The following is a 5,459-nucleotide window of genomic DNA, read 5'->3' on the forward strand; positions in this document are numbered from 1 at the left end:
TCTTACCCGTACCTTTTGTATCCATCCATAACCTTACACATTTGTTACGGATGAATTGAGCAGTACGAATAGCATCGTCTATGGCTTGATACTGTTGAGTTTTAGCTTTAACTTTAAACTCTAAGACAAACATTTTACGCACGGGTTACTTAGATAAAATCAGTATAGCACAATAAAAGTTAAGTTAACAAGCTATAGTTTAAAAAGCCGTCCTAAAAGGACGGGGCTTTAACCCAAAATTTCGGTAAATTTTAGTCAAACATTTGATTTACTTAGTTTCTAATCCTCTTTTTAGGTAGGAGAATTGTCAGAGCCTTTCTCTTGCCTATTGCCTATTGCCTTCAGAAACTGATAACTGATAACTGATTAATTTCCTCGCCAAAAGACAATCGAATTATTGAGAGGTTGAATGGTGGTGCCGGGATAATAGAAAGCGAGAATTTGTTCGGGAGACCAACCCAAACGGGCTAAATTATAGGAACCAAATTGACTTAATCCCACCCCGTGGCCAAAACCGCCACCAATAAAGTTATAACCCTGGATCTGTCGATTGGTATCGTAGATAGGATCGATGTAGAATAGGGTACTGCGAGGCGGTCCCAAAGCACTACGCACCTCATTTTTATGCAGTTCCAAAATCCCCTTATCGGTTTGAACGGTCATAGTCAGAATCCGACCGGAAGGAGAGCGCTTAGTCACTTCCATCCATTGGATTTTCTGGAAATGGGCGAGGGGATGTTTTCTGCGTTTTAGATAGGTTTCTAGGTCTTGACTCAAATCAGCTAAAGAAGCTTGTTTTTGCCAGCGAAAAACCCGTCGGCCCGTCTCATTAAAACCATCTTTAAGATTAATAAACTGGCGAAAAGTTGTCTCATTAGCGAGAGATTGTTTCGAGAGATCCCAGACTCGATTGGGGGAGTCCACCACTGCCCGGAGATAAGGTCTTTCCTCCCCATCCCAAACATCACTAAAGAGAGCAGTTATTCCGCCGGTGGTAGAGGAATAAAGGGCATCCACTAACTCATTTTGGTAGGTTAAAACCAGGCCTCGCGTGGCTGCGATCGCTTGATCAGCCCGGGGATTAGTTCCCGTCAATCCATAATAAACTTGACAATGGGTATCGGCACAGAGTTCGTAATTATCGGCTTGAAAACGGCGGAGATTGCGGAGGGCGTAGGTACGGGCGATAATAGTTTGCGCTTGGGTGGCGCTTTCCGGGGCATCATGACCGATTTCGTGGGGTACAACCCCACGCAGGTAGGTTTCGAGGGGAACGTTATTAACTAGGGTAAAAGTGCCGTAGGCGTTGGGCTGTAGGCCCATGGTTCCCCCGTACAAACGTACCTGATCGGGGCTATGGGTGACTTGAATCAGGTTTTTTTGGCTCTCGATTTCTAATTCTTTGGGAAAATAGCGCACCCCGTTGATCTGGAAAGAAACTTGCGGCTTTTCTTTGAGTAAAACACTATTAATATAGGGTTGATTGTGGCCTTTGGCTTGCAAACTGGTCAGCAACCAACGTCGCACTAGGGGATTTTCATAAACTTCTCGCTTTGCCCAGACCTGCCAGCGTCCGGGTTGGGTAATTTCCACTTTAATGCCCATTTTTGCCCAATTTTTGGCACTATTTTCGGCGGTTTCAAAGGTGGCGTGGTCGCTCAAAATGACTTTTTCTTGGAGGATGGGAGAAGCGAGAGGACGGGGAATAACTTCTAATTGTAGGCGATTGGTTTGCAGGGTTTGGGATTGGCCATCTTCTCCCACCACCCGCAGGGTGAGATTATCACCACTGGTACTACTCAGGGTTAATTTTTCCTTGGCTTCATCGCCAAAACGTTGGACAATGCCCACTCTCAGAAGGACATCCTTGGCTATAGCGGCAGGAATTAGGGTTAAACTGAGCAAGATCGCCGCAGTTATGGAACCGATGCTAATTATTGGTTTTTTTTCCTTGATTTTTAGCATAAAGTCAAGTATCTGTTAATAAGTTTTCATAAAATTTGAGGATAATCAGAGATTATAGCAGCAAGCCGTTAGGGGAATGGGGGAATAGGGTAATGAGGGAATTTCAACTAAAACCCCAACACCCCAACACCCAACCACCAACAAAGCATCTAACTTCCCCCATCGCTGATAATGCGTAAACGTACCATTTTCTGGCCACCTTCATCCAGTTCTACTTCGATCACTTCACTGGTTAAACTTTCCAAACAGGTTAACATCGATCGCAGATGGGGATTACTTGCTCCCGTATCCACATAGAGGCGATCGGACAAACTACCTAAACGTTTCCAAGTAGTATAAAGTTTAGCCACGGCCTGCTCTAATTGTGTGGCTTGTTTAACCAGGTCCGCCGCCGTATTTAGACAATCGACGCGCAAAGCTTCTTCTAGAGCCATTTCAATATCTAAATTACCCCGTCGGAGAGTTTGTACTTGGGCCGCCGCATCGAGATATTTGGCTAAACTGCGTGCTTCCGAGGTGATTAATTTTACCGTGTCCACATCGGGATTAGCGGCGATTTCTTGACGGAGAGTGTCGATATGAGTATCGGGTAACTTTTCTAATTCTTTCACTAAGGGAGCGAGATGACGCGCCGGTAAACTACCATCGCTGGCTTTTTCTTTCACTTCATCGGGTAGTAAATCTGAACTCATCGCTGTCCATTCATCGGCCAATTGCTTCACCTCCCGACGGGTAATTCTCTCCCCTTGTCGGGCTGCATCACTGACTAATTTTTGAATTTCGGGGGCAGATTTGGCCGTTTCCACGAAGGCGCGTTTACTAAAATTATTGATACTATCGGGATCCAGTTGTCCTTCTGCCAGGAGAGTATCGGCACTATTAGCCAATTGAATCAGAGCATAAGCTTGACTTTTAGTGATTTCTCGCTGTTTTAACCAGTTTAAAAAGCCTGTACCGCGACTATCACCGCCTTGCTTTTCCCGGTCGCGAATAGCTCGCAAAATTCGCCCCCGCCAGATTTCCGTTTGCAAATCAAAGCGATCGCAAACTTTCCAAAAAGAATCCAGTTGCTGCTGAAAGTCATGATCTTGGATGGTTTCATCTTCGGGATCTGGCAGTTGAAAGTTAAACTCTAGAGGCGTTTCAAAGGCATCAATGATCGCGGAGGTGTCGGAGGAGAATGTCGCAGCATCAACCATAGGATAGACTCGGCAGTTAATCGGGCATTTTATCTTAACTCGCTCTGGCAACCCCCGACAAGCCGATTAATCATCAGGTAAAACCCCACACCCCACACCCCACACCCCACACCCTGTCCCCACGAACAACTTTTTCATCAAACCCTAGTTAGGAGAAGCATTGGGGGGAGTGGGACCGGTGACAGGTGCGGAAGGTGTCGTCACCGGAGTGGGACTGGTGACAGGTGCGGAAGGTGTCGTCCCGGTCGTGGGACTCGGACTGGTGACAGGTGCGGGAGAAATCGATGGATTGGAAGCGGGATGACGACTCAGGAATTGCCAAGCGATCGCAGCCAGCAAACCGAGAACACCGACAGCGATCGCTACTACGACTAGGGGTGAAACCCTAGTGGGTGCGGGGGGAGAAGTACGACTAGAAACCGAAGAAGATGCGGGGGGGGGAGTGGGTATTGCTGTCACCACTTCTTCTCCGGGGTAGGTGTCTTCGCTGTGATCAAAATCTTGGTCATTAAGATCGGCAATAATCCGTTCTTTGGCCTCAGCATAAACTAAAGGCCTGACAGGTTCAGCCGCAGGAACTACCCGACAATAAACTAGGGCGATGGTGGAGTTATCGTGACCGTTTTTCTGGTTAGCTAGTTGTAATAAACTTTCCCCCACGGCGGTTACATTTTTCTCTCCTCGCAAAAGAGGCACAATTTCACTGTCCCAGTATTGTTCTACCCGATCGTAATCACTTAAACCATCGGAACAGAGGAGAAAAACACAATCTTGATCAATAATCAACCTCTGAACCGTGGGATGGAGATTAGTGGCGCTACTCATGCCCAAAGCTTGCACCAAGGCCCCGGCGTTGGGATACTGTATGGCATCACGATAGAGGAGATAGCCTAATTTCACTTCCCTGGAAGCGAGATCGTCATCCACCGTCACTTGATGACAACTGTGGGCAGTAATCCAATAGATGCGGGAATCCCCCACATGGGCCGCGTACATTTCCTGGGCCTGGGCAAAAGCCATAACTAGAGTCGTACCCATGCGCTGACGATCTTGTCTTGACTCCTGATCATTGCGTTGACTGATCAGATCATTGGTGACACGAATCGCCTGTTCGAGGATAAGACTGTAACTATCGGGATAGATTTCAATATTAGTGGTGGGACTGGGATTAATTTCCCTAGACAGGGTTTCGATCGCCAATTGAGCAGCGATTTCGCCCCCTTCCTGACCGCCGATGCCATCACAGACAATCGCCAGGGGATTTTGACCATGAGCGAGGGTTATGGCCTGATTAGTCGGGGGATAACAGGCATCCTCGTTGTGTTCCCGCAGCAGACCAGTATCAGTGCAGGTAAAAATCTCATAGCTGCGTTCTTGACCTCCACCGTAGTGCTGTAGTGCATAATCGAGAATAGCAATCAGGGATTCCGGGCGATCGAGATCACCGGATTCTAGCTCTTGGGTCAGGGATACGAGAAAATCTTGAATATTAGCGGCTGCCGTCGGGATCAGACCGGTCCAGAAAGCTCCTAAATCTTTTAAATTGGGAGCGGTGGCCTCATCTTTGCTTAATTCTAGCAATTGCAGCAGCTGATCATTCACTCTCGTCAGTGAAGGGTTGAGCAGACTAGAGACTACAGCCTTTCTCTGAAGGGGATGCCAGAGTTTGGCCATTTGCCATAACCAGTGAATTTGTCTTAAATCGGAAGCTTGCGACCAAACCTCGGCTAGAGTGGGCAATAGTTCCGGATAAATTAATTCTCCCGTTTCATCGAGGGGAATATTGCCGTATTCCAACAGCCAGATGTCCATATTTAGGCGTTCATCGGGACTGGGAATATAGCCATAGACTTGGGGAATGTGGAGATGGAAGGGTAACAATTTTAGGTAGAGGGAAATCCAGCTAGGAGGTTCGTCCGGTGCTTGGGGTGCTTGAGCGGGTTTAGTATCAAGAACAATTTGTGGTTGTTTGACCAAATAACGATTATCAATTAGCTCGCCAACATGATAATAGGTTCTCACCCAATCACCCATCATCCATAAATAGCGCTTAACTAAAGGAGTACCGCACTTTTCACAGAATCTATTAGTGAGAGCGTTCGGGGATAGACAGGTTAGGTTTTGACATTGGAGGGTTATCACGGAATCCATGAAAACTGCTGACTCCTAAAGCGCGGTTAGTATAGGTTAATAAAATAGCGTGTTTTTATCCACGATGACTGCCAGTGTATTGCAATGTTTCCCAAATTTTACCCTTTGTGGCTCGATCAGGAATAATTAATGCTGACAGTGCCA

The 5,459-nt window shown here is 46.9% G+C and carries 3 protein-coding genes and 1 pseudogene; all 4 read right to left on the reverse strand.

Features of this window, described 5'->3' with window-relative positions; genetic code table 11:
• Positions 1 to 133: pseudogene (locus PX636_RS07395) on the reverse strand (RNA-guided endonuclease TnpB family protein); the annotation flags it as partial.
• A 233-nt stretch (positions 134 to 366) separates the two neighbouring features.
• Entirely contained in the window at positions 367 to 1,965 is a 1,599-nt protein-coding gene (locus PX636_RS07400; protein WP_288116622.1) for a SpoIID/LytB domain-containing protein, read from the reverse strand.
• A gap of 149 nt (positions 1,966 to 2,114) precedes the next feature.
• Positions 2,115 to 3,164, reverse strand: a complete 1,050-nt coding sequence (locus PX636_RS07405) for a hypothetical protein (RefSeq protein ID WP_002798288.1) — start codon at positions 3,162 to 3,164, stop codon at positions 2,115 to 2,117.
• Between the two features lie 144 nt (positions 3,165 to 3,308).
• Positions 3,309 to 5,315 (reverse strand): PP2C family protein-serine/threonine phosphatase, encoded by a 2,007-nt coding sequence (locus PX636_RS07410; protein ID WP_288116623.1) that lies wholly within the window; start codon positions 5,313 to 5,315, stop codon positions 3,309 to 3,311.
• Between the last annotated feature and the right edge of the window lie 144 nt (positions 5,316 to 5,459).

This window comes from Microcystis sp. M53598_WE2, assembly GCF_030067735.1.
Taxonomy (GTDB): Bacteria; Cyanobacteriota; Cyanobacteriia; order Cyanobacteriales; family Microcystaceae; genus Microcystis; species Microcystis aeruginosa.